The sequence below is a fragment of the Streptomyces sp. TLI_105 genome, assembly GCF_900105415.1.
In the GTDB taxonomy this organism is placed as follows: Bacteria; Actinomycetota; Actinomycetes; order Streptomycetales; family Streptomycetaceae; genus Streptomyces.
Map to the genome: position 1 here is coordinate 3,953,075 of NZ_FNSM01000001.1, position 21,906 is coordinate 3,974,980.

The 21,906-nt window shown below is 72.6% G+C and carries 24 protein-coding genes and 1 tRNA gene; 20 read left to right on the plus strand and 5 right to left on the minus strand.

Translation table 11 applies throughout. The features are described from left to right. The first annotated feature begins 78 nt into the window (after positions 1-78). Positions 79-1,056, plus strand: a complete 978-nt coding sequence (locus BLW86_RS18065; protein WP_093874990.1) for an ArsR/SmtB family transcription factor — start codon at positions 79-81, stop codon at positions 1,054-1,056. Positions 1,057-1,127: 71 nt separating this feature from the next. Continuing rightward, complete coding sequence (locus BLW86_RS18070) at positions 1,128-2,186, plus strand: aldo/keto reductase (protein WP_093874991.1); 1,059 nt, start codon at positions 1,128-1,130, stop codon at positions 2,184-2,186. Between the two features lie 135 nt (positions 2,187-2,321). On the opposite strand, the gene BLW86_RS18075 is transcribed toward BLW86_RS18070, so the two are convergent. Beyond that, complete coding sequence (locus BLW86_RS18075) at positions 2,322-3,182, minus strand: helix-turn-helix transcriptional regulator (RefSeq protein ID WP_093874992.1); 861 nt, start codon at positions 3,180-3,182, stop codon at positions 2,322-2,324. A 188-nt stretch (positions 3,183-3,370) separates the two neighbouring features. Between BLW86_RS18075 and BLW86_RS18080 the strand changes: the two genes are divergently transcribed. The 4 genes from BLW86_RS18080 to BLW86_RS18095 all read left to right on the plus strand — a co-directional run bounded on the left by BLW86_RS18080 (position 3,371) and on the right by BLW86_RS18095 (position 8,247). Continuing rightward, positions 3,371-4,171 carry an alpha/beta fold hydrolase gene (locus BLW86_RS18080; RefSeq protein WP_093874993.1) on the plus strand — a complete coding sequence of 267 codons (801 nt, stop codon included), beginning with the start codon at positions 3,371-3,373 and terminating at the stop codon, positions 4,169-4,171. 16 nt (positions 4,172-4,187) lie between these two features. Further along, positions 4,188-5,363: a winged helix DNA-binding domain-containing protein gene (locus BLW86_RS18085; RefSeq protein ID WP_256341348.1), complete on the plus strand. Its 1,176-nt coding sequence runs from the start codon at positions 4,188-4,190 to the stop codon at positions 5,361-5,363. A 129-nt stretch (positions 5,364-5,492) separates the two neighbouring features. After that, positions 5,493-5,909, plus strand: coding sequence for a YciI family protein (locus BLW86_RS18090; protein ID WP_093874995.1), 417 nt, complete (start codon positions 5,493-5,495; stop codon positions 5,907-5,909). Between the two features lie 220 nt (positions 5,910-6,129). Beyond that, positions 6,130-8,247: a TerD family protein gene (locus BLW86_RS18095; protein ID WP_177181688.1), complete on the plus strand. Its 2,118-nt coding sequence runs from the start codon at positions 6,130-6,132 to the stop codon at positions 8,245-8,247. 12 nt (positions 8,248-8,259) lie between these two features. Here BLW86_RS18095 and BLW86_RS18100 read toward each other — a convergent pair whose 3' ends face one another. After that, complete coding sequence (locus BLW86_RS18100) at positions 8,260-9,684, minus strand: MFS transporter (RefSeq protein WP_093874996.1); 1,425 nt, start codon at positions 9,682-9,684, stop codon at positions 8,260-8,262. Positions 9,685-9,748: 64 nt separating this feature from the next. On the opposite strand from BLW86_RS18100, the gene BLW86_RS18105 reads away from it, so the two are divergent. Both BLW86_RS18105 and BLW86_RS18110 read left to right on the plus strand, forming a co-directional pair. Beyond that, positions 9,749-10,381, plus strand: coding sequence for a TetR/AcrR family transcriptional regulator (locus BLW86_RS18105; protein ID WP_093874997.1), 633 nt, complete (start codon positions 9,749-9,751; stop codon positions 10,379-10,381). Between the two features lie 79 nt (positions 10,382-10,460). Next, complete coding sequence (locus tag BLW86_RS18110) at positions 10,461-10,748, plus strand: metal-sensitive transcriptional regulator (protein WP_030685455.1); 288 nt, start codon at positions 10,461-10,463, stop codon at positions 10,746-10,748. Between the two features lie 83 nt (positions 10,749-10,831). Here the strand turns inward: BLW86_RS18110 and wrbA are convergent, their stop codons facing one another. Beyond that, entirely contained in the window at positions 10,832-11,440 is a 609-nt protein-coding gene (gene wrbA, locus BLW86_RS18115; RefSeq protein WP_093874998.1) for an NAD(P)H:quinone oxidoreductase, read from the minus strand. 197 nt (positions 11,441-11,637) lie between these two features. Between wrbA and BLW86_RS18120 the strand changes: the two genes are divergently transcribed. The 4 genes from BLW86_RS18120 to BLW86_RS18135 all read left to right on the plus strand — a co-directional run bounded on the left by BLW86_RS18120 (position 11,638) and on the right by BLW86_RS18135 (position 15,729). Further along, positions 11,638-12,273 (plus strand): TetR/AcrR family transcriptional regulator, encoded by a 636-nt coding sequence (locus BLW86_RS18120; protein ID WP_093874999.1) that lies wholly within the window; start codon positions 11,638-11,640, stop codon positions 12,271-12,273. Positions 12,274-12,351: 78 nt separating this feature from the next. Continuing rightward, positions 12,352-12,921 carry an RBBP9/YdeN family alpha/beta hydrolase gene (locus BLW86_RS18125; protein WP_093875000.1) on the plus strand — a complete coding sequence of 190 codons (570 nt, stop codon included), beginning with the start codon at positions 12,352-12,354 and terminating at the stop codon, positions 12,919-12,921. A 66-nt stretch (positions 12,922-12,987) separates the two neighbouring features. Further along, positions 12,988-13,923 carry a prolyl aminopeptidase gene (gene pip, locus BLW86_RS18130; protein ID WP_093875001.1) on the plus strand — a complete coding sequence of 312 codons (936 nt, stop codon included), beginning with the start codon at positions 12,988-12,990 and terminating at the stop codon, positions 13,921-13,923. 252 nt (positions 13,924-14,175) lie between these two features. After that, positions 14,176-15,729 (plus strand): M28 family metallopeptidase, encoded by a 1,554-nt coding sequence (locus BLW86_RS18135; RefSeq protein WP_093875002.1) that lies wholly within the window; start codon positions 14,176-14,178, stop codon positions 15,727-15,729. On the opposite strand, the gene BLW86_RS18140 is transcribed toward BLW86_RS18135, so the two are convergent. Continuing rightward, positions 15,730-17,367, minus strand: a complete 1,638-nt coding sequence (locus tag BLW86_RS18140; protein ID WP_093875003.1) for a helicase HerA-like domain-containing protein — start codon at positions 17,365-17,367, stop codon at positions 15,730-15,732. Between the two features lie 97 nt (positions 17,368-17,464). Here BLW86_RS18140 and BLW86_RS18145 point away from each other — a divergent pair, with 97 nt between their 5' ends. Both BLW86_RS18145 and BLW86_RS18150 read left to right on the plus strand, forming a co-directional pair. Then, positions 17,465-17,761: a type II toxin-antitoxin system VapB family antitoxin gene (locus BLW86_RS18145; RefSeq protein WP_030209440.1), complete on the plus strand. Its 297-nt coding sequence runs from the start codon at positions 17,465-17,467 to the stop codon at positions 17,759-17,761. Positions 17,762-17,874: 113 nt separating this feature from the next. Further along, positions 17,875-18,504 carry a LytR C-terminal domain-containing protein gene (locus BLW86_RS18150; protein WP_093875004.1) on the plus strand — a complete coding sequence of 210 codons (630 nt, stop codon included), beginning with the start codon at positions 17,875-17,877 and terminating at the stop codon, positions 18,502-18,504. Positions 18,505-18,559: 55 nt separating this feature from the next. On the opposite strand, the gene upp is transcribed toward BLW86_RS18150, so the two are convergent. Then, a complete protein-coding gene (gene upp, locus BLW86_RS18155; protein ID WP_093875005.1) occupies positions 18,560-19,195 on the minus strand; it encodes a uracil phosphoribosyltransferase in 636 nt (211 codons plus the stop codon). A 92-nt stretch (positions 19,196-19,287) separates the two neighbouring features. On the opposite strand from upp, the gene BLW86_RS18160 reads away from it, so the two are divergent. From BLW86_RS18160 to BLW86_RS18180, 6 genes are all read left to right on the plus strand, one after another. Beyond that, entirely contained in the window at positions 19,288-19,497 is a 210-nt protein-coding gene (locus tag BLW86_RS18160) for a hypothetical protein (protein WP_051787381.1), read from the plus strand. A gap of 217 nt (positions 19,498-19,714) precedes the next feature. Further along, a complete protein-coding gene (locus BLW86_RS18165; protein WP_093875006.1) occupies positions 19,715-20,251 on the plus strand; it encodes a tRNA adenosine deaminase-associated protein in 537 nt (178 codons plus the stop codon). 77 nt (positions 20,252-20,328) lie between these two features. After that, entirely contained in the window at positions 20,329-20,757 is a 429-nt protein-coding gene (tadA, locus tag BLW86_RS18170; protein ID WP_256341684.1) for a tRNA adenosine(34) deaminase TadA, read from the plus strand. 78 nt (positions 20,758-20,835) lie between these two features. Then, positions 20,836-20,920: transfer RNA gene (locus tag BLW86_RS18175), tRNA-Ser, on the plus strand. A gap of 437 nt (positions 20,921-21,357) precedes the next feature. Then, positions 21,358-21,522 carry a hypothetical protein gene (locus tag BLW86_RS42045; protein ID WP_177181689.1) on the plus strand — a complete coding sequence of 55 codons (165 nt, stop codon included), beginning with the start codon at positions 21,358-21,360 and terminating at the stop codon, positions 21,520-21,522. Between the two features lie 9 nt (positions 21,523-21,531). Next, positions 21,532-21,825, plus strand: a complete 294-nt coding sequence (locus BLW86_RS18180) for a Dabb family protein (protein ID WP_093875008.1) — start codon at positions 21,532-21,534, stop codon at positions 21,823-21,825. The last annotated feature ends 81 nt before the right edge of the window (positions 21,826-21,906 follow it).

Here is a 21,906-nt window from a genome sequence, read left to right on the forward strand (position 1 = left end):
CGTGCTTCCCCGCCCCCGTCCCCCTCCATTCATTAAGCTCAGACCGAATCCATTCACCATCTCCAGGACGTGGAACGCATGGAAGCCGGGCTCAGTTTCTCCGCCGCCGATCTCGCCCAGACCCGTTTCGCCGTCTCCCCCATGTGGGAGGTCGTCACCAGCTACCGCATCGTCGCCCACCAGCCCGACTCCGCCCCGCACGGGCGCTGGGCCGCCCAGGTGCGGCCCCGGCTCGTCCGCGCCGGCCTCGACCGCGGCTGGCTCGCCGCGCTGATCCCCGGCCAGGGATACCTCGCCGACTTCCTCAACCCCACGCCCGCCGGGCCCTTCCCCACCCTCGGCACCGAGCTCGACGCCATCCGCCGCGCCTCCGCCGCGGACGTGCGGGACGACCTCGACTCGCTGGAGAGGAAAGGCGGCCGCGAGCCCCGGCTCCGGATGCTGCGCGAGGACCCCGAGGCCGTCCTCCCCAAGGTCGCCGACGAGATCGAGACGTACTGGGAGCTCGCCCTCGCCCCCTACTGGGCCCGCATCCAGAAGGTCCTGGAGGCCGACGTCTTCCACCGGGCGCGGCAGGTCGCCGAGCACGGTTCGGCGCGGGTGCTGAGCGAGCTCCACGAGACCGTACGGTGGGACGACGGCACCCTCCGGCTCGTACGGCGGCACTGCGCGCTCACCCGCGACCAGGCCGGCTCCGGGCTGCTGCTCGTCCCCTCCGTCTTCGCCTGGCCCCGCGTCCTCACCCGGTCCGTCCACCCCGACCCGCCCCAACTCGCGTACCCGGCACGTGGTTTCGGGAGCGTCTGGGAGCCCCGTACCACCGACGCCACGGACGCCGTCGCCGCCGTCCTCGGCCGCTCCCGCACCCTGCTCCTCACCGAGCTCGACACCCCCGCCTCCACCACCCAGCTCGCCACCCACTGCGGCATGTCCGCCGCCGGCGTCTCCCAGCACCTCATCGCCCTCCGCAACGCCGGCCTCGTCACCGCCCACCGCAGCGGCCGCTCCGTCCTCTACGCCCGCACCGCCGTCGCCGACCAACTCCTGCACCCCTAGCGGTGGCTCCGGGACCGACGCCCTCCTCCGCCCCTTGCCTTGGAGTGCACTCCAATCCCTAGAGTGCGCGCATGCGCTATCGGGTACTCGGCGGGACCGGGATCGACGTCAGCACCTACTGCCTCGGCACCATGATGTTCGGAGCCGTCGGCAATCCGGACCATCAGGAGTCCGTACGGATCATCCATGCCGCCCTCGACCAGGGCATCAACTTCGTGGACACGGCCGACATGTACTCGGCCGGCGAGTCCGAGGAGATCGTCGGCAAGGCGCTGCGCGACCCGCGGCGCCGGGAGGCGACCGTCCTCGCCACCAAGGTGTACTTCCCCGTCGGCGGCGAAGGGCCCAACAGGGGCGGCAGCTCGCGGCGTTGGATCACCCTCGCCGTCGAGAACAGCCTCAAGCGGCTCGGCACCGACTGGATCGACCTGTATCAAGTGCACCGGCCCGACCATCGGACCGACATCGAGGAGACCCTCGACGTCCTCGGCGACCTCGTCACCCAGGGGAAGATCCGGGCCTTCGGCTGCTCGACCTTCCCCGCCGAGGAGATCGTCGAGGCGCACGCCGTCGCCGAGCGGCGCGGGCTGCGCCGGTTCCGCTCCGAGCAGCCGCCGTACTCGCTGCTCGCGCGCGGCGTGGAGGCGAACGTGCTGCCCACCGCCCAGAAGTACGGGATGGGGGTGCTGACCTGGAGTCCGCTCGCGTCCGGCTTCCTCACGGGCAAGTACCGGAAGGGGCAGGCGATCGACCTGACCAGCGGGCGGCCCGCGCTCACCCCGCACCGCTTCGATCCCTCGCTGCCGGTCAACGCCGCCAAGCTCGACGCCGTCGAGGAGTTCGTCGCGCTGGCCGACGAGATCGGGTGCTCCCTGCCCGAGCTGGCGATCGCGTTCGTCGCCGCCCATCCGGCCGTGACGTCCGTGATCATCGGGCCCCGGACGATGGAGCAGCTGGAGGGGCTGTTGAAGGGCGCGCCGGTCGTCCTGACCGACGAGGCCCTCGACCGGATCGACGCGATCGTGCCGCCGGGGACCAACCTCTACCAGCCGGACGGCGCCTGGCGGTCGCCCGTCCTCACCGATTCCTCCCTGCGACGGCGGCCGATCGGCGAGCGCGCTGCCGGGTGAGGGACGGCGGGTGAGCGGGGTGCCGGGGTGCTCGGTGGTCGGGCAGGGCCAGGCGAGCGGGTTGCCGGGCCGGCGCGCTGCCAAGTCGGCGCGCTGCCGGGTGAGGGACGGCGTGTCGGCGGCTGGGCTGCCGCGCTACGGCGTCGTCGTGAACTGTTCCGTGCCCACCACCCGCAGCAGGGCCAGGCGCTCCCCCGTGTCCGTGCCCGGCGGCGGGGTGTAGAGGACGAGGCGCTGTTCGCCCTCCGGGGCGAGCAGCACCTGGCAGTCCAGGTCGACCGCGCCGATCACCGGGTGCGCGACCCGCATCCGGCTGTGCCGGCGGACCCCCACCTCGTGGCGCTCCCAGAGCTCGGCGAACTCCTCGCTCGCCCCGCGCAGGCGTTCCACCAGCCGGGTGGCGGCCGGGTCGCCGGAGCGGCGGCCGACGGCCGCGCGCAGGTCGGCGACGTGGAGGCGGCTGTAGTACGCGTGCTCCTCGGCCGGGTACGCCGCACGGTTCGTCGGGTCGGCGAACCAGCGCCACACCACGTTCCGTCCGTGCTCCGACACCGTGCACACCCCGCCGAGCAGGGACTGGGCCATCGCGTTCTGGGCGAGGACGTCCCCGAGGTCGCTCAGGACCTGCGCGGGGGTCGTCTCCAGCTGGTCGAGCAGGTGGAGCAGGCCGGGTGCGACGTGGTCGCCGGCCGTGGCGCCGGCGGGCGGGCGGTGGCCGGCGAGGAGGTGGAGGTGGTCGCGCCCGTCGGTGTCGAGGCGCAGCGCGCGGGCGAGCGCGGCGAGCATCTGCGGCGAGGGCTGTGGGCCGCGGGCCTGCTCCAGGCGGATGTAGTAGTCGGCGGACATGCCGGCGAGCTGGGCGACCTCCTCGCGGCGCAGGCCGGGCGTGCGGCGCCGGGGTCCGGCCGGGAGGCCCGCGTCCTGCGGGCGGACCCGCTCGCGGGAACGGCGCAGGAAGTCGGCGAGTTCTCGGCGGTCGATCGTCATGCCGATCATGGTGCCGGGTGCGGGCGGTCGTATCCAGGGATCGGCGGTCCCAGGCTCGGAAGGGCTCTCCCGGCCGCTTCCGGGGGTCGGCAGAGTCCTCGGTGTCGGCCACCGACCGCCTCCCGCCGGGGAGCGGACGGGGCCGGCCACCGACCGCCTCCCCGCCGGGGAGTCCGCATCCACCGGGAGCAGAGATCATGGCCACCGTCACCGTCGGCACCGCCCGCGTCCACTACGACATCGAGGGCTCGGGCGACGGGCCCGCCCTCCTCCTCGTCCACGGCACCGGCTCCGGCGGCGCCGTCGTCAACTGGGGGCAGACCGCGCCGCGTTTCACCGGCGACCGCCGGGTCATCACTCTGGACCTGTCCGGTGCCGACCGGACCGTCGACGACGGCGGGCCGCTGACCGTCGAGACGCTCGCCGCGCAGGTCGTCGCGGTGATCGAGGACGCGGGCACCGGTCCGGTGGACCTCCTCGGGTTCTCGATGGGGGCCTCCGTGTCGGCGGCCGTCGCCGCGCTCCGCCCGGACCTGGTGGAGCGGCTGGTGCTGGTGGCGGGGTGGGCGTACACCGACGGCGACGAGTACCTGCGGAACCTGTTCACGCTGTGGCAGCGGCTCGGCGAGTTCGATCCGGCGGGTTTCGGGCGGAGCGTGACGATGACCGGCTTCAGCCGTGGCTTCCTCAACTCGATCGGCCGCGAGGGCGTCGAGGCGCTCGTCCCGAACATGCCGCCCACGCCGGGCACCCTGCGGCACGTGGCGCTCGACCTGACGGTCGACATCCGCGCGCTGCTGCCCCGGATCGAGGCGGAGACGCTGGTCGTCGGGGGCACGCAGGACATCACCGTGCCGGTGGAGAACAGCCGGGAGCTGCACGCGGCGATCGCCGGCAGCACGTACGCGGAGATCGACGCCGGTCACGTCATGTTCTTCGAGAAGGAGGACGAGTTCGTGAAGACGGTGACGGGGTTCCTCGGCTCGGCCGCCGCCTGAACCCATGATGGGGACCATGGGAGACACCAGGTTCATCGGCGCGGCGGAGCGGCGGGCCCGGCTCGGGGTGCGGCACCGGCTGGCGGGGAGCGCGCGGGCGGGGTCGGCGGCGGAGGTCGGGGACGCGCTCGTGGCGCTGCACGGGACGGATCCGGCGAGCGTGTTCCTCGCGGTGGCGGCGCGGCTGGCCGAGGGCGTCGAGCCGGTGGGGGCGGTGGAGCGGGCGCTGTACGAGGACGGGGCGCTGGTCCGGATGCACGGCATGCGGCACACGGTCTTCGTCTTCCCCGCCTCCCTCGCCGCCGCCGTCCAGGCCTCGACGACCCGGCCGGCGGCCGTCCGTGAACGCACCACGCTCCTCAAGCACTTGGCGGCCGGCAGCGACTTCGACGAGGACTGGCTCGCGGAGACCGAGCGGCTCGTCCTCGCGGAGCTGGCCGCCCGGGGCGAGGCGACCGGGACCGAACTGGGCGCGGCCGTACCGAGGTTGAGGTCGACGTACGTGTACGGGCCGGGGACCCGTCAGGAAGGGCCGCAGTCCGTGGCGAGCCGGGTGCTGCGGGTGCTGGGCATGGAGGGCCGGATCGTACGGGGCCGGCCGCAGGGGACGTGGACGTCGAGCCGCTTCCGGTGGGCGGTCGCCGGGGCCCACCCCGTACTGGACCCGGCCCGGGCGCGGGCGGAGCTGCTGGGGCACTGGCTCGGGGCGTGCGGTCCGGCGACCGAGGCGGACCTGACGTGGTGGACGGGGTGGAAGGTCACGGACGTGCGCAAGGCGCTCGTGGCGGTGGGGGCGCTGCCGGTGACGGTGGACGAGGGGACGGGTTTCGTCCTGCCGGACGACCTCGGGGCCGTACCGGAGCCGGAGCCGTGGGCGGCGCTGCTGCCCGCGCTCGACCCGACGGCGATGGGCTGGCAGGGCCGCGACTGGTACCTGGACCCGGCCCATCGGGCGGCGCTGTACGACCGCAGCGGGAACATCGGGCCGACGGTGTGGTGGAACGGCCGGATCGTCGGCGGCTGGGCGCAGCGCCCGGACGGCGCCGTCGCCCACCGGCTCCTCGCCGACGTGGGCGCGGAGGCGGAGCGGGCGATCGGGGCGGAGGCGGTGCGGCTCGCGCGGTGGGTGGGGCACGTCCGGGTGACGCCCCGCTTCCGGACCCCGCTGGAGCGGGAGCTCAGTGCCGGTTAGCGCTCGGGCTGGGGCGGCCGGGTGATTTCTGTCGTTTTCCCGGTTTCCGCCCGCGCGGTGTCGAGAACGGCCGCCCGGCTCCGACTGTGCTGCGAGAGGCAGACCGGCCCTACGAGCAAGGAGGACGTCATGAAGTACCTGGTGATGGTGCAGGGGTCGCAGGCCGACTACGAGGCGATGACGGGCCACGGCTCCGCGCAGAGCCCCGCCTGGGACAAGACGCAGCTCAAGGCGATGTTCGACCACATGAACGCGATCAACGAGGAGGTGTCCGCGAGCGGCGAGATGATCGACGCCCAGGGCCTCGCCGCCCCGTCCACGACCCGCTTCGTCACGGTGGACGCCGACGGGAAGCCACTCGTCACCGACGGCCCGTACGCCGAGACCAAGGAGGTCCTCGCCGGCTACTGGGTCCTCGACTGCGCCTCCCTGGACCGGGTCACCGAGATCGCCGCCCAGGTGGCCCGCTGCCCGGTCCCGCCCGGCTCCCCGGACTACCCGGTGGTCATCCGCCCGATCGACGAGACGGGCCCGTCCCAGGACTGACCCCCGCCCCCGCGCGAAGCCCCGGCCTGCGCCGTCCGAGGGCGCTCGGGGCTTCGACGCCCGTTTCGATGCCCCTGTTCGATTCCTGTGTCGATCGCCGCTTCGGCATCCTGATTCCCCCGATGTTCGTCCGACTTTCACATTTCCTCCCCGTCCTTCCGTTGCGGACGCTACGGTTCCCCCGGGGCGCACATCACCACGCGAGGGTCCGGGGGGACGCATGCACGAGATGTCCAAGGGAGCCAACATCGGACTGGCCACCCTCAGTGAAAACACCGGCGCGGTCGTCGTCGGTCTGAGCTGGAGCAGTGCGACGGGCGAGGGCGACGCGGACGTCTCGGTGCTGCTCGTCGACGGCAGCGGGAAGGTGCGCGGCGACACCGACTTCTACTTCTACAACCACCCCGCCGCCGAGGACGGCAGCGTGCAGCTGCTCGGCAAGGTCCCGACGGAGAACGGCAGCGAGGACCGGATCAGCCTGGACCTCACGGCGATCCCCGAGGACGTCACCACGATCGTGGTGGCGGCGAGCCAGTACGGCGGTGCCTGTTTCGGCGATCTGGACGACCTGCGCATGACGGTCACCGACCGCTCGGGCGAGCCGCTGCTCGGCTTCTCCATCGAGGACGCCACGATCGAGACGGCCTTCATCTTCGGCGAGCTCTACCGGCGGAACGACGAGTGGAAGTTCCGTGCCGTCGGACAGGGGTACGAGACCGGACTCGCCGGACTCGCCACCGATTTCGGCATCACCGTCGACGAGGGGGACGAGAACGAGCCGGAAGGCCGGGAAGCCGGTGCGGAGCAGCCCGGAGACCCCGCCACGGCCGACCGCCCCTCGCTCCCCTCCTCGGGACTCGTCGAGGAGGCCGGTGCCCCCGCGTCCGGTACCGCTCCCGGTACGCAGACCGCCGCCGTCCCGATTCCCGCCCAGGCCGGCGCCGCCCCCGCTTCTGCCGCGCCCGGCGGTACGCCCGAGCCCGCGCGGCGCCGTGGTGCGCGGACGGCGAAGAAGAAGGTCACGCTCCCGAAGGTCGTGAAGAAGTCCCTGGCGGAGAACGACACCTGGAGGCCCGCCCGGCTCTTCCCCGTCCCCTCGTACAAGAGCGACCGGGAGCGCGAGGTGCGTGCCACCTCCGTCCTGCTCTCGGTGATGGCGGAGGTCCCCGAGTTCGGCAGGCGCCTCACCGCCGGTTTCGGAGCGCCCGCCGGCCGCATGCAGACGTTCACCGAAGTGTCGCTGCCCCACGGGGACAGCCCGAAGCGTCCGGACGGCGTCATCCGGACGGAGCGCGCCGGAAAGCTCTGGACGGCGCTCGTCGAGACGAAGACCAACGGCAATCCGCTGAAGTCGGAGCAGGTCCAGAACTACATGGACATCGCCGCGCGGCGCGGATACGAGGCCGTCATCACCCTGTCCAACGACGTGGCCCTGGAGGGAAGTCCGCTCGTCGAGGTCAAGACGGACGGCAGGCGCAAGCACAAGGTGGCGCTCTGGCACCTGTCCTGGGCCGAGGTGGCCCACCAGGCCCAGATGCTGATCCGGCACGAGGGCGTGGGCAACGCCGCGCACGCCTGGCTCCTCCAGGAGCTCCTCCACTACCTCCAGCACGAGAACTCCGGCTGCCACGGCTTCCAGAACATGGGGCCGTCCTGGGTGCCCGTCCGCAACGGGATCGACACCGAGACCCTGTGCCAGGGCGACCCCCGCGCGGTGGAGGTCGTGGAGAGCTGGGAGCGGCTGATCCGTCAGGTCTGTCTGCGGCTGGGCGGTGAACTCGGACAGAAGACCCTGCCCGTGCAGCGGGCCAGGCGCGGCACCGACCCCAAGTCCCGGCGTACGGCGCTCGCCGACCGGCTCTGCGAGGAGGGGAAGCTCTCCGCGGAGCTGCGCGTCGACGGCGCGCACGGCATCCTGTCCATCACCGCGGACCTGCGCACCGGGAAGATCCGTACGTCCATGGACGTGTCCGCTCCGGACGGTGCCTACCCCCTCTCGGTCGCGAAGCGGCTCGTGCGCGTCCTGGAGGAGGCCCCCGCCGACCTGCACGTGGAGACGCTGCTCGAGGGTCGCAGCGGGCCCCGGGGGACGCTGGAGCGCCTGCGCCCCGAGCCGGGTGACCTGCTGCCCAAGGACAACGCGGTCATCACCGGTTTCCGGCTGTCGCTCTTCAAGGGCATGGGCAACAGCCGGGGCAGCGCGGAGTCGGGCTTCATCCGCAGCATCGACGAGGCCGTCGACCGTTTCCACGGCTCGGTGGTCGCGCACCTGGGCCAGTTCGAGCAGCGGCGGACATCGCGTGCACGGGCCGCCGTCGGGTCTTCCGGGGCGGAGTGATTCCTTCCGTCCTCAGTGCATCCCGTGGGCCCCGCCGGTCGCGTGGGGCCTGCCTCGGGGGACGAGGAAGGGGGCCGTCAGGGCTGCCGCCGCGGACGTCAGGGCGCAGGCCGTGAAGGCGGTGGTGAAGCCGGTCGGGGCCGGGGGCGTGGTGCCGAGGGCGAGGGTGGAGGCGAGGGCCACGCCGATCGTGCCGCCGAGCTCGTGGAAGGTGTTGACGATGCCCGAGGCGAGGCCGGCCTCGTGCGACGGGATCAGGCCGAGGGCCGTCGTGGTCGCCGTGACGAAGACCGCGCCCAGGCCGAGCGCCGCCGTGGCCAGGGCCGGCAGGAGGGTGGTCCAGGGGTCGGCGGTCGGGGTGAGGAACGCCAGGGGCAGACAGCCGGCGGCCGCCAGGGCCATGCCGCCGGTGGTGCAGGCGCGCGGGCCCACGGTCGTGACCAGGCGGGAGCCGAGGTGCGCGCCGATCGCCGTGGTGAGGGCGACCGGGAGGAAGAGGAGGCCGGTGCGGAAGGCGTCGAGGCCGTGGACGTGCTGGAGCCGCATCGAGCCCAGGAAGAAGAACGAGATCAGGAGCGCGGTCGCGACCAGCATGAGCAGGGAGCCGGCCACGACCGGGCGCCGGGTCAGCATCCGCAGGTCCATGAGGGGCGTGCGGGTCCTTCGTTCCACCGCCGCGAACCCCGCGTAGAGGGCGATCGCGCCCAGGAGCGGCAGCAGGGTGGCCTGGGCGGTCCAGCCGGAGTCGCCCGCCCGGACGAGCCCGTAGACGAGCGTGCCGGTGGCGGAGGTGACGAGGAGGGCGCCCGGGACGTCCAGGTGGGGAGCGCGCGTCGGGGCGGGGTCCTTCGGCAGCAGCCTCGGGAGCACGGCGAGCAGCGCCAGGCCCGTCGGGACGTTCACGTAGAAGATCCAGGGCCAGCCCGGGCCGGACGTGAGGGCGCCGCCGAGGAGGACGCCGACGGCCGAGCCGGTGCCGCCGACGGCCGCCCAGGCGCCGATCGCCCTGGCCCGTTCGGGGCCGTGGAACAGGGTGGTGACGAGGGCGAGCGCCGCCGGGGAGAGGAGTGCGGCGCCGATGCCCTGGGCGACGCGGCCGGAGAGCAGGACGGCGGCGTTCGGTGCGAGCCCGCAGGTGAGTGAGGCCGCCGTGAACAGGGCGAGTCCGGTGAGGAGGACCCGGCGGGCGCCGAGGGCGTCCGCCAGCCGTCCGCCGAGGAGCATCAGGCCGCCGAAGCAGAGGGTGTACGCGGTGACGACCCAGGTCAGGGCGGTGCGGTCGAGGTCGAGGTCGGCGGCGAGGGCGGGCAGGGCGACGTTCACGACGGTGACGTCGAGGATCAGCATGAACTGGGCCGCGCAGATCAGCGCGAGGGCGGTCCAGCGGCGGGCGTGGACGTCGGCGTGGACGTCGGCGGGGGCGGTGTCGGTGGGCATAACTGAACTGTACGGAACAGTACACTTGAACTCAAGAGTACAGTTCGCTTGGTACGCTCCGGCCATGGAACCCAAGCCCGCACCCACCGGCCCCCGCGCCGCCCGCAAGCGACAGGCCGTCGTGCGGGCCGCCCGCGACCTCTTCCTCCGGGAGGGCTTCGGCGTCGGCATGGACGCCATCGCCGCCGAGGCGGGCGTCTCCAAGGTGACCGTCTACAACCACTTCGGCAGCAAGGAAGCCCTCTTCACCGCCGTCGTCGCCGGCGCCCTCGACGAGCCGCTGGGCGCCGACACCGACGGCCCGGACCTCTCCCGGCTCCCCGACGCCGAGGACCTGCGCGCCGCCCTCATCGAGGCCGGGCGCGCCTGGGCGCGGGCCGTACGTGCCGACGACGAGGGCCGCGCCCTGCGCACCCTCGTCGCCACCGAGCTCCACCGCTTCCCCGAGCTGGGTCGCGCCTGGCGCGCGCACGGCCCCGCCGGCCACCACCCCGCCGTCGCGGGCGCCCTGCGCGCCCTCGCCGACCGGGGCCGGCTCGCGATCCCGGACCTGGAGGTCGCGGTTCTTCAGCTGTACTCGCTGCTCGTCTTCCCGCAGATGGTGTTCGAGCAGTACGGGACGGAGCTGACCGAGGAACTGAGCGAGCGGCTCGTCGTCGACGGGGTGGAGATGTTCCTCCGCCGCTACACGCCCTGACAGGTGTCATCCTTGGACTTCGACGGGACCCCGTGCCGGGGAGTAAATTACCCCCTGGGGTATCTGTGGAGGAGTGACAGTGGAACTCGATCTCGCGGGCGCCGAGCTCAAGGCGGTCCTGAACCGGCTGCGCCGGGCGCAGGGCCAGATCTCCGGGGTGATCCGGATGATCGAGGAGGGGCGTGACTGCGAGGAGGTCGTCACCCAGCTGGCCGCCGCCTCCCGGGCCCTCGACCGGGCCGGGTTCGCGATCATCGCGACCGGGCTCCAGCAGTGCCTGACCGACATCGAGGGCGGGCGCAAGAACGGCGAGGACCCCGAGGCGATGCGGGCCCGCCTGGAGAAGCTCTTCCTCTCGCTGGCCTAGCCGATCTCCGGCCCGGACGACTGACGGCGGATAGGGGAGTGCCCCCGGAGGCGTCGCCTCCGGGGGCACTCCCCTATCCGCCGTCAGTCGTCCGCCAGGCCCTTCAGGCGCTTCGCGATGCGGGTCAGGCGCTCGCCCTGGTAGCGGGCGGCCGCGAGGACCTCCTCCCCCGGGGCGCCGTTGGCGCCCGGGTGGGCGGTGCCGTACGGGTTGCCGCCGGCCGCGTACACCGCCGGGTCGGTGAAGCCGGGCGAGACGATGACCGAGCCCCAGTGGTGGAAGGTGTTGTAGAGCGCGAGCAGCGTCGACTCGTTGCCGCCGTGGACGTTGTGGGCGCTGGTGAAGGCGGTCGCGGGCTTGTCCGCCATGACGCCCCGCTGCCAGAGGCCGCCGGTCGTGTCGACGTACTGCTTGAGCTGCGCGGACACGTTGCCGAAGCGGGTCGGGGAGCCGAGCGCGTACGCGTCCGCCCACTCCAGGTCCTCCAGGGTGGCGACCTCCACGTCCCCGGTGGCGTCCACGTGGGCGCGCCAGGCCGGGTTGGCGTCGATGGCGGCGTCGGGGGCGAGCTCGGGCACCCGGCGCAGACGGACCTCGGCGCCGGCCTTCTCGGCGCCCTCGGCGAGGGCCTGGGCGAGCTGGTGGACGGCTCCCGTGGCCGAGTAGTAGATGACGGCGACCTTGACGGACATGGCGGACTCTCCTCAGCCGAACACGAACGGACCCACACGAACAGGCCAAGCGGATCGTTTTCCGCTTTGCTGCCACCGAGGCTAAACGGATTGCTATCCGGTTTGCAAGGGGAGCGGGTATGCTCGCCTCAGGAAGCCGCGAAAGCGACCGAGGGGGAGACGGAGCTCAGGACGGACACAGGGACAGGAGTCGGCAGATGAGCACGGAGAACCCGCGGGCCGGAGACAGGACGGCGCCGGTGCTCGACCTGCTCCCCACCGTCGACGCCCCCGCCCCCGAGCGCGCCGACGCGGCCCGCAACCGGCGCAGGATCCTCGACGCGGCCGCCCGGATCGTCGCCGAGGAGGGCCCCGACGCCGTCACCATGAACCAGGTCGCCCACGCCAGCGGCATCGGCGTCGGCACCGTCTACCGCCGCTTCGGCGACGTCTCCCAGCTGCTGTGGGCGCTCCTCGACGAGCGCGAGCGCGCGTTCCAGGAGGCGTACATGAGCGGCCCGCCCCCGCTGGGCCCCGGCGCCCCCGCCGCCGAGCGGCTCGACGCCTTCCTCGACGCGCTCGTCGACCGGGTCGCCGCGCAGCGCGCCCTGCTGCTCGCGGCGCACTCCGCCGCACCCCGCGCCCGCTACCACAGCGGCGCCTACCGGGTGATGCACACGCACATGGCCCTGCTCATCGGGGAGCTCAGGCCGGGGAGCGACCGCACGCTCCTCGCGCACCTGGCGCTCGCGCCGTTCTCGCCCGACGTCATGCACCACCTGACGGTCGAACAGGAGCTGTCGGCCGAGCGCCTCAAGGCCGGCGTGCGGGAGCTGCTCACCCTGCGGACCTGACCCGGGCCGGCCCGGAGAACGTCGACCGCTCCGTGGACGGTGGTGGACCGGCGGCCTTCGTCGTCGCAGGATCACGCCATGACCACGTACCTGATCCTGCACGGCTTCCAGAACCACCGCCCGCCCGCCCACTGGCAGCACTGGCTCGCCGGGCAGCTGCGCGGGCGCGGCCACGAGGTCCGCTACCCCCAGCTGCCCTCGCCGGACGCGCCCGTCCTCGACGAGTGGCTCGACGCCCTGGAGGAGCACGGGCAGCGCCCGGCCGAGGGGGAGTTCGTGGTCCTCGCGCACAGCCTGTCGGTGCTGCTGTGGCTGCGCGCCGGGGACCGGCGGCCGGACGCCGACCGGGCCCTCCTGGTCGCCCCGCCCTCCCCCCGGGTCACCGCCTCGATCCCGGAGATCGCCGCCTTCGCCGACGGCCTCGACCTGACGGAGGCGGGGCTCAAGGCGCGCCTCGTGTACGGGGACGGGGATCCGTACTGCCCCGAGGGCGCCGATCTGCACTACGGCATCCCGCTCGGCCTCGACCTGGACCACGTACCGGCCGGCGAGCACCTCAACCCCGACTCGGGGTACGGGGAGTGGCCCTCGCTCCTGGACTGGTGCGAGGACCCGGCCGTACGGGTGCGGGGGAACGGGAACCCGTGAGCGCGGGCCGGGAGCGACCGGAAAACACCCCGCCCCCCGGCGCCCGCGCCCGGTAGCGTCGGCCGGATGCACCCCGAGACCGCACCTCACGACCAAGGCCTGCTCGACGTGGGCGACGGCAACCTCGTCCACTGGGAGGTGTCCGGAAACCCGGAGGGCAAGCCCGCGCTCGTCGTGCACGGCGGTCCGGGCTCCGGCTCCTCCCCGCGCAGCCGGCGGTACTTCGACCCGGAGGCGTACCGGGTCGTCCTCTTCGACCAGCGCGGCTGCGGGCGCTCCACCCCGCACGCGAGCGACCCGGCCGCCGACATGAGCGTGAACACCACCGCGCACCTGGTGGCCGACATGGAGCGGCTGCGCGAGCACCTCGGGATCGACAAGTGGCTTCTGTACGGCGGCTCCTGGGGCTCCACGCTGATCCTGGCGTACGCGGAGGCCCACCCCGAGCGCGTGTCGGAGATCGTGATCGCGTCCGTCACGACCACCCGCCGTTCCGAGACCGCCTGGCTGTACGAGGGCGTCGGCCGCTTCTTCCCCGAGGCCCACGAGCGCTTCCGGGCGGGGGCGGGAAACGCCTCCGACGCCGTGGGGGCGTACGCGGCCCTCATGAACCACCCCGACCGGGCCGTACGGGAGAAGGCCGCGGCCGACTGGTGCGCCTGGGAGGACGCGGTCCTCTCGATGGAGGGCATGGGAACCCCGTACACCGACCGGGTCGACGACGCCCGGCTCGGCTTCGTCCGGATCTGCTCCCACTACTTCGCGCACGGCGCCTTCCTGGAGGAGGGCGCGCTGATCCGCGACGCGCACCGGCTCGCCGGCATCCCCGGGGTCCTGATCCACGGCAGGCTCGACATGGGCGGGCCGCTCACCACCGCCTGGGAGCTGACCCGCGTCTGGCCGGACGCCGAGCTGCACGTCGTCGAGGGTGCGGGGCACCTGGGCGGCGAGGAGACCCGGGAGCGGATCCTGGCGGCCCTCGACCGGTTCGCGAAGGGGTGAACCCATCGGGCGATCATCACGTACGTGCGTGACGATCGGTGCATGAACTCCGAAAAACGCCCCGGGACCCGTCCCGGAGCCCGCCCCGAGAACCGCCCCGAAAGCCGCGAAAGAGTGCCCACGGATCGGGAATTGATAATTCCAGATTTCCTTCCTGCTGCGACCTGACAGGAATTGTGACGGATCTGTTCACAGAACACCCTCGAAATCGCTAGCTTCCCCTCAACCTCGTCCGTACCGGGAAGGACTTCTGTGAACGCATCCCAGCGCCGGGCCGCGGCCATCCTCGCCGCCGCCGCCCTCGCCACCCCGCTGGTCCTCGCCTCCCCCGCCACCGCGGGTCAGGACCCCACGGCCGCGCCCGCCCGCGACGCCGCCCGGCTGGCGAAGAAGCTGGTCCGCGAAACCACCGCCCAGGACGCCTACAGGCATCTGCAGAAGTTCCAGGCGATAGCCGACTCGGCCGCCGGAAACCGCGCGGCCGGCACCCTCGGCCACGACGCCTCGGCCGCCTATGTGTACACCCAGCTCAAGAAGGCCGGATACGACGTCCGGTACCAGCAGTTCGACTTCGTCTACACCGAGACGCTCACCGAGAAGGCCTCCGTCCTCTCGCCCGATCCCCGGACGCTCGGCATCAAGGCGATGACGTACACGAAGTCCACCCCGGTCGGCGGGATCACCGCCGAGCTGGCGGCCGTCCCGGTCGACGCCGACGGCTCCACCGGCTGCGAGCCGGGCGACTTCGCCTCCGGCACCTTCACCGGGAAGATCGCGCTGATCAAGCGCGGTGTCTGCTCCTTCGCGATCAAGCAGCAGAACGCCGCCGCGGCCGGTGCCGCCGGCGCGATCGTCTACAACAACGTCGACGGCGCCCTCTCCGGCACCCTCGGCGAACCGGCCTCCGGCAAGATCCCCACCGGCGGGATCAGCCTGGCCGAGGGCACGCGGCTCGCCGCCGACCTCGCCAAGGGCCCGGTCTCGCTCTCCTTCGAGATCCGCCAGCTCCAGGAGAAGCGCACCACCAACAACGTCATCGCGGAGACCCGGGGCGGCAACGCCGCCAACACCGTGATGCTCGGCTCCCACCTCGACTCCGTCACCGCCGGCCCCGGCATCAACGACAACGGCTCCGGCTCCGCCGGTCTCCTGCAGACCGCCCTGGAGCTCGCCAAGTCGAAGGACAAGGTCCGCAACAAGATCCGCTTCGCCTGGTGGTCGGCGGAGGAGGTCGGCCTCCTCGGCTCCGAGCACTACGTCGACAGCCTGTCGCAGCTCGACCGCAAGGAGATCAAGCTCTACCTCAACTTCGACATGATCGCCTCGCCGAACTACGGCCTGTTCGTGTACGACGGCGACAACTCGGACGGCGTCGGCGCGGGCGCCGGACCCGAGGGCTCCGCCCAACTGGAGCGCGACATCACCGACTTCATGGACAAGCGCGGGGTCCCGCACGAGGGCACCGACTTCACCGGCCGCTCCGACTACGGCCCGTTCATCAACGTCGGCATCCCCTCCGGCGGCACCTTCACCGGCGCCGAGGGCATCAAGTCCCCTGCCCAGGCCGCCCGGTTCGGCGGCACGGCGGGCGTCGCGTACGACGTGAACTACCACGCCAAGGGCGACGACATCCGCAACATCGACATGACGGCCTTCGACGTCAACATCGACGTCATCGCCAACGCCGTGGGCACCTACGCCCACGACATCTCCTCCCTGCGCAAGCCGGTCGTCTCCACCCCGACCACGGGCGACGCGGGCAGCGGCGGCGGCCTGCACGGCGACCACGACGAGGTGACCTCGTAGTCAGCGCCTCCGGCGGGCCGTCCCGAAGAGCGAGCGGCTGATCTCCCGGCCCAGCTGGGTGCCGACCGACCGGGCCAGGGACTTGAAGATCCCGCTGCCCACCACCTGTTCGGCGAGCGAGGGCTCCTCCTTCTCACGGGGAGCCCTCGCCCCCGCCCTCCCTTCCTTCTCCGCCTTCTCCGCCTCTTTCGCGGCCGCCGCCTCAAGGGCCGCCGCCTCCGCCGCCCGCTGCTCGGCGGTCAGCCTCTCGTACGCCGACTCCCGGTCCACCGCCTCCGCGTACCGCCCGTACAGCGGCGAACCCTTCACCGCCGCGTCCAGGGCCGCCGCGTCGACCGGGCCCATCAGCGACTCGGGGGCCCGCAGCCGGGTCGCCGCGACCGGCGTCGGCGCGCCCTCCTCGCTCAGTACGGTGATCACCGCCTCGCCCGTACCGAGCCCGGTGAGCACCTCCTCCAGGTCGTACGGCGACCTCGGGAAGGTCCGCACCGTCGCCTTCAGGGCCTTCGCGTCTTCCGGGGTGAAGGCGCGCAGCGCGTGCTGCACCCGGTTGCCGAGCTGCGCCAGCACGTCCGAGGGGACGTCCTTCGGGGTCTGCGTCACGAAGAAGACCCCGACGCCCTTCGAGCGGATCAGCCGGACCGTCTGCGTGATCGACTCCAGGAAGGCCTTCGAGGCGCCGCTGAAGAGCAGGTGCGCCTCGTCGAAGAAGAAGACCAGCTTCGGCTTCTCCAGGTCGCCGACCTCCGGGAGGTCGCCGAAGAGGTCCGCCAGCATCCACATCAGGAAGGTCGAGAACAGCTGCGGCTTGTCCTGCACGGCCGGCAGCTCCAGGACCGAGACGATCCCGCGCCCGTCCGCCGCCGTCCGCAGCAGCTCGGCCGTGTCGAACTCAGGCTCCCCGAAGAAGTCCCCCGCCCCCTGCTGCTCGAAGGCCGTGATCGACCGCAGGATCACCCCGGCCGTCACCGTCGACAGGCCCCCGATGCCCTTGAGTTCGGCCTTCCCCGTGTCCGAGACCAGGAAGGCCACCACCGCCCGCAGGTCCTTGAGGTCGATCAGCTCCAGGCCCTTGGCGTCGGCGTAGTGGAAGATCAGGCCGAGCGACTGCTCCTGCGTCTGGTTGAGCCGGAGCACCTTGGACAGGAGCACCGGACCGAAGCCGGTCACCGTCGCGCGGACCGGGATGCCGGGGCCGGTGCCGCCGAGCCCGTAGAACTCGCAGGGGAAGCCGCGCCCCCGCCACTCCTGGCCCACCTGCCCGGCGCGCTCCCGAACCCTCTCGCCGTCCTGGCCGGGGGCGGAGATCCCGGAGACGTCGCCCTTGATGTCGGCGAGGAAGACCGGCACGCCGTTCGCCGAGAGCTGCTCGGCGATCAGCTGGAGCGTCTTCGTCTTGCCGGTGCCGGTCGCCCCGGCGACCAGACCGTGCCGGTTGAGCACGGGCAGCGGGACGCGGATACGCGCGTCCGGGTGACAGACGCCGTCCCAGAGCAGCGCCCCCAGTTCGAGTGCGGGTCCGTCGAAGGCGTACCCGGCGGCGATCTCGGCGGCGGGCCCCGTCAGGGGGGCGGGCGGCCCTCCAGGGGCGGCGGGCGGCCCCGCCGGGGAGGCGGGCGGCGGCTCGCTCACGCTCATGACGGCACCCCGATTCCGGTTCTGTCACGGTTTGCACCAGCATCCCACTGCTCTCGCGTGGCTGCGCCGGGAGCCGCTCGCCCGGTAGGCTTTCCGTGTGATCTTCAAGCGCATCGGAAACGGAAAGCCGTATCCCGACCACGGCCGGGAAAGCACCCGGCAGTGGGCGGACGTCGCCCCGCGCCCGGTCCGCCTCGACCAGCTGGTGACCACCAAGGGCCAGCTGGACCTGGAGACCCTGCTCGCCGAGGACTCCACCTTCTACGGCGACCTCTTCGCGCACGTCGTGAAGTGGCAGGGCGACCTCTACCTCGAGGACGGACTGCACCGCGCCGTCCGCGCGGCGCTCCAGCAGCGCCAGGTGCTGCACGCCCGCGTCCTGGAACTCGACTGAGCCCTTCCGGGAACCCCTCCCGCTGAGCCTTTCGGGGTCAGTTCGCCCCCATCCGGACGCGATCACATGATCATCAAGTAGGCATCGCCGACGGGCGGCATTACGCTGCGTTCATGAGCATGCTCACTCCCCCCGGCATGGGCGGAAAGTACCGCATCACGGGGGATGTCTACCCCCGCATGCGCCGCCCCCACCGCCGGCGCAGGATCGTCCTCGCGTCCGCCGCCGCCGTGGTCGTGCTCGGCGCGGCCGGCTGGGGGACGCTCCAGCTCGTCGACGTCTTCTCCGGCGACGAGGGGGCGAAGACGACGGCCGGGAAGCAGGCCGACTGCAAGCCGGCCCCCAAGGCCACCGCCGCGCCCGCCGCCGCCTTCCCCAAGCCCGCGCAGATCACGGTCAACGTCTACAACGCGACCCCGCGCAGCGGGCTCGCCAAGACGACCGCGGACGAGCTCAAGAAGCGCGGCTTCAAGATCGGCAAGGTGGGGAACGCGCCCACCGCCTACGACAAGAAGGTCCCGGGCGCCGGCCTGCTGCTCGGCGCGCCCGCGGCCACCAAGGGCGCCTTCCCGGTCCTCGGCACCCAGCTTGCGGGCGCCACGACCAGGACGGACACCCGGGGCACGGCGGACGTGGACCTGATCATCGGGACCGCGTTCAAGACGCTGTCCCCGAAAACGACGGCGGACGCGGCCCTGGTCGCCCTGACCAAGCCCGCGCCCGTACCGACCGGAAAGTGCTGAGGGGCTACGGCTCCGCCGAGCCGACAGTGACTTATTCGGCGGAGCCGACAGTGACCTATTCGGCGGAGCCGTACATGCGGTCGCCCGCGTCGCCCAGGCCCGGGACGATGTAGCCGTTCTCGTTGAGCCGCTCGTCGACCGAGGCCGTCACGACGGTCACCGGCGTGCCCGCGAGCTCGCGCTCCATGACCTCGACGCCCTCCGGGGCGGCGAGGAGCACGACCGCGGTCACGTCGTCGGCGCCGCGCTTGATGAGCTCCTGGATCGCCGCGACCAGCGTGCCGCCGGTCGCCAGCATCGGGTCCAGGACGTACACCTGGCGGCCCGAGAGGTCCTCCGGCATCCGCGTCGCGTAGGTCGACGCCTCCAGCGTCGCCTCGTTGCGGATCATGCCGAGGAAGCCGACCTCGGCCGTCGGGAGCAGCCGGACCATGCCGTCGAGCATGCCGAGCCCGGCGCGCAGGATCGGGACCACCAGCGGACGCGGGTGCGACAGCTTCACGCCGGTCGTGGGCGTCACGGGGGTCTCGATGTCGACCTGCTCGGTCCGCACGTCCCTGGTGGCCTCGTAGGCGAGCAGGGTGACCAGCTCGTCGGCGAGACGGCGGAAGGTCGCGGAGTCCGTGCGCTTGTCGCGCAGGGTGGTGAGCTTGTGGGCGACCAGGGGGTGGTCGACGACGTGGAGACGCATGACCCAACAGTAGCCCGCCGCGCACTGGCATCGACCCACGCCGCTGGGGGAAGGTGGGGACACAGGGACCCAGCGATGGGGTGGTGTGGCCGATGCCCGACCTGGAAGAACCGGCCGAGGAAGCCGCCGAGGGGGCGGCCCGCACGCCGGCACCGGAGACCGACGCGGAGCGCCGCAGGCGCCGCGCCCAGTTCCTCCGCGAGCTGAACGAGGCCAAGGCGCTGCGCGAGCGCGTGCAGCCGCGGCGCGCCCGGGCCGCCCGGATGCGCCAGGCGATGCGCATGCGGACCTTCCGCTGGTGAGGCCGTCCGCGGGGCGTCGCGGCGGGAACCGACCGTGCGCCCCCTTTGTGCGCCGGGGTCGCACGCCCACCCGATCGCGGGGTCGTTCAGACTGATGCACGACGCAAGAGCCGAAGACCTCTCCTGACGGCGACGTTTCTGTCACGATGCCGATTGGGCGGGGCATCGGAAGCGCGCCGCCGGAACGTCACACCTCTGATCAGTGGGAGAGAGTCAGGTGTACTTCGCCGCACTGCTCGCGCGCACCGAAGACGGGTGGGAAGCGAGCGACACGGAGCTCGACGACGTGGAGAGCCTGTCGGATCTGGCCGAGCTCGCTCGCGAGGCCTCGGACGACGACACGGTGATCGTCTTCATCGAACAGGAGGACGCGTGGTTCGGGATCGTCCGGGTCGAGGGTGAGGAGGACCCTCGCATCTACGTATCGGACGGGGCCGCCGCCGCGCGTTCCTCGTACGGGGAGATGCTCACCCGGGAGATCCTCGGCGACGACCTGGACGACCTGGTCGACGACCTGGAGGCGCTGGACCTGGACGGCACCGAGGACGGGGAGCCGCTCGACGCCGACACGGACGAGGACGACGAGGCGGGCTCCGTCGCCGCCGAGGCCGTCCCGGCCGCTCCGGTGGGCGACCGGCTGATCCTGGCCGACCTCGGGATGTCGGCGGAGGACCTGCTGGCCCTCGAGACGGACGCGCTCGCGGAGATCGCGGACGCGCTGGGCGCCGCCGAGGTCCTGGAGGCCGTCCGCTAGTGGCAGCCGCGGTACCCGTCCCCGACCCCGCTCCCGACGCCGTTCGGGACCCGGTCCGGGATCCCTGGCGGGACGCCATGCGTCTCGCCCTCGCCGAGGCCGACGCGGCCGCGCCGGCCGGTGACGTACCGGTCGGGGCGGTCGTGCTCGGCCCGGACGGCACGGTGCTCGCCCGCGCGCACAACGAGCGGGAGGCCACCGGCGATCCCACCGCGCACGCCGAGGTGCTCGCCCTGCGCCGGGCGGCTGCGGTCACCGGCGAGTGGCGGCTGACGGGCTGCACGCTGGTCGTGACCCTGGAGCCGTGTGTGATGTGTGCCGGCGCGCTCGTCCAGTCCCGCGTCGAACGGGTGGTGTTCGGGGCGCTGGACGAGAAGGCGGGCGCGACCGGTTCGCTCTGGGACCTCGTGCGGGACCGGCGGCTCAACCACCGCCCCGAGGTGATCCAGGGCGTCCTCGGCGAGGAGTGCGCCGAGCAGTTGACGGCCTTCTTCCGCAGCCGCTGACGCACCCACCTCCCCCCTTCTGACCTGCTGGGGGATACGGATTTCATCGCAGCGCCAGTTTGGGCTAAGCTCTCTCTCGGTAGCGTGTCCGAGCGGCCGAAGGAGCTCGCCTCGAAAGCGAGTGTGGCGCAAGTCACCGAGGGTTCAAATCCCTCCGCTACCGCTTCGATCGAAGGGCCCGGCGCATCAGCGCCGGGCCCTTCGGCGTATCCCCGGTGGTCGCGCGGGTCCGTACGGGGTCGCGCAGAAGGCCCCGTACGCGAAAGGCCCCGGTCCGCGCTCGTGGCGCGGCCGGGGCCTTTCTCCGTAGGGCGGGGGGAACGGCATCGGGGGGACAAGCCGCTCCCCCCGATGAGAACCGGGCCCACAAGTCCTGCGCCGCGTTCAGGGGGGAAGCCCGCGGCGCGGACCCCGCAGTGCGGGGCCGGTTCCAGGAGCCCCGCGGATTCCTGCCGGATCCGCCGGGCTCGACATCCATCCTGCTCGCCCGTCACCCTTCCGGGGGGCGGCGAAAGGCCCCGATCGCCGGGCCCTTGGTCCATAAGGCCTCGGTTAGAGTGGCGCGGTCGTACGGCGGGGGAACAGGGGAGGGCTGGGCAGATGGCGCAAGCGAAGAAGGTCGCGCTGTACGCGGTCGTGGTCTTTGTGCTGTACACGATCGTCACCTCCCCGGCCAGGGCGGCCGACCTGGTGCAGGTAGGGTTCGAGGGCATTTCCAGCGCCGCCCAGGGGGTCGGTCAGTTCATGACCGAACTCGTCAACTAGGAGCCCACCGTGATCCGCCATCTGGTCCTCTTCAAGCTCAACGACGGCGTCGCGCGCGACGAGCCGCGGGTGGTCGCCGGCGTCGAGGCGTTCCGCGCGCTCGGCGGGCAGATCCCGGAGCTGAGGTTCTGGGAGTGCGACTGGAACATCACGGACCGGCCGATCGCGTACGACTTCGCCATCAACTCGGCCGTCGAGGACACGGACGCGCTCCAGCGCTACCTGGACCACCCCGCGCACCAGGCGGGCGTCGCGCAGTGGCGCGAGTTCGCGACCTGGGTCATCGCGGACTACGCCTTCTAGTCCTCCTTCACCCCGAGGCCCCCCGCCCTCGCGGCGGGGGGCCTTTTCCGTGCGTGACCTCCTCTTTTTCCGCCAGTATGC